The organism is Vibrio sp. JZG10, from assembly GCF_054064075.1.
In genome coordinates this window covers 1-1,104 of the sequence record NZ_JBSUGE010000057.1, presented here as the reverse complement: position 1 = coordinate 1,104, position 1,104 = coordinate 1, and the positions used below count along the sequence as shown (strand labels likewise).

Sequence of the window (1,104 nt, the reverse complement as noted above, 5' to 3'; positions counted from 1 at the left end):
TATACCGAATCAACTTGAAGATGCTGGCTTGAGAACCTGAAAATTATCATTAATTCGAGATGTCAAAGAGCCTGCGATCTCTGGAAGAGTCACTGCAAAAAATTGGTCTATTGCCGCCTTGAAGTCCCGTTTTCTTTTGAAGTAAACGTTGTTCCTCGACTTCTCATTCATTACTTTCCATAGCCGCTCGATTGGGTTGAGGTTTGGACTGTAAGGTGGAAGATAATGCAGTTCAATATTCAGGACAAACGCCGCATCTTTGACTAAGTCACTGCGGTGATATCCCGCACCATCCAAGATGATATGAAGCTTATGAGCTAAGGGATAACTCTTTCTTAACTCACAGAAAAAGCGAACAATCGATTCACTGTTAATGCTCTCATAGTTGTGAACAATGGTTGCTCCAATATCCGACAAGTTCAGTGCGCCAATAATGTTCAATCGGCTACGATTACCCGTTGTTTCAATCACTTTATCCTGACCAGTTCGTATCCAGCCATGAGATATTTTTGTTGATAGTGTTGGGTGAACTGCGTCGATAAAGACTATCGATTCATCCTTGCCACAGCTTGCCTTTAACGCTTCATAAGCCTCTATAAATGCTTGCTGTTGTGCTTCATCAAACTTGTGTGGTACGCCTTTCGGTTGCTTGTAGCTAAAACCATTGTGGTGAAGCCATTTATTCATACCAGAAACCGTGTAATCCAGTCCAAATGTCTCTTTAACGTAAGTGACAATTTGATGCGTATGAGAATAGGTTTTCTCAGTCAAATGCTCGATTAGGTGCATGGTTTGAGTAGCAGAAAGCTTGCTTTGGCTTCCGCCATTTTCAGGCTTAAGTTTTTCAGAAAGAACGTAGTCGCTGAGATGACGAGCAACGGTCGATTCATGAATACGAAGAGCTTGTGAAATCATAGTCTGACTCCAGCCTTCAGAAGCCAGCAAAACAGCCTTAATACGGTCGCAAACTCGACTATCACGTTCAATGTCGTGCATTTGTTCGAGTTGCAGTTTCTGTTGAGGAGTCAGTGTAATTTTCATGGTTCGTAGCATGATCCTGATTCTATCGAAAATCAAGCATCTTCAATGATCACGGGTATAGAA

At 41.9% G+C, this 1,104-nt stretch carries 1 protein-coding gene; it reads right to left on the bottom strand.

All coding sequences use genetic code 11. From position 1 onward, the window contains the following. Positions 1 to 9 precede the first annotated feature (9 nt). The gene (locus ACWYVB_RS24090) at positions 10 to 1,041 is read right to left on the bottom strand and encodes an IS630 family transposase (protein WP_001927356.1); all 1,032 of its coding nucleotides are present in this window, start codon (positions 1,039 to 1,041) and stop codon (positions 10 to 12) included. Between the last annotated feature and the right edge of the window lie 63 nt (positions 1,042 to 1,104).

Excerpts from the sequence above, each read along its gene's own strand:
- ACWYVB_RS24090 (WP_001927356.1), bottom strand. The coding sequence starts at position 1,041 with ATGAAAATTACACTGACTCCTCAACAGAAACTGCAACTCGAACAAATG.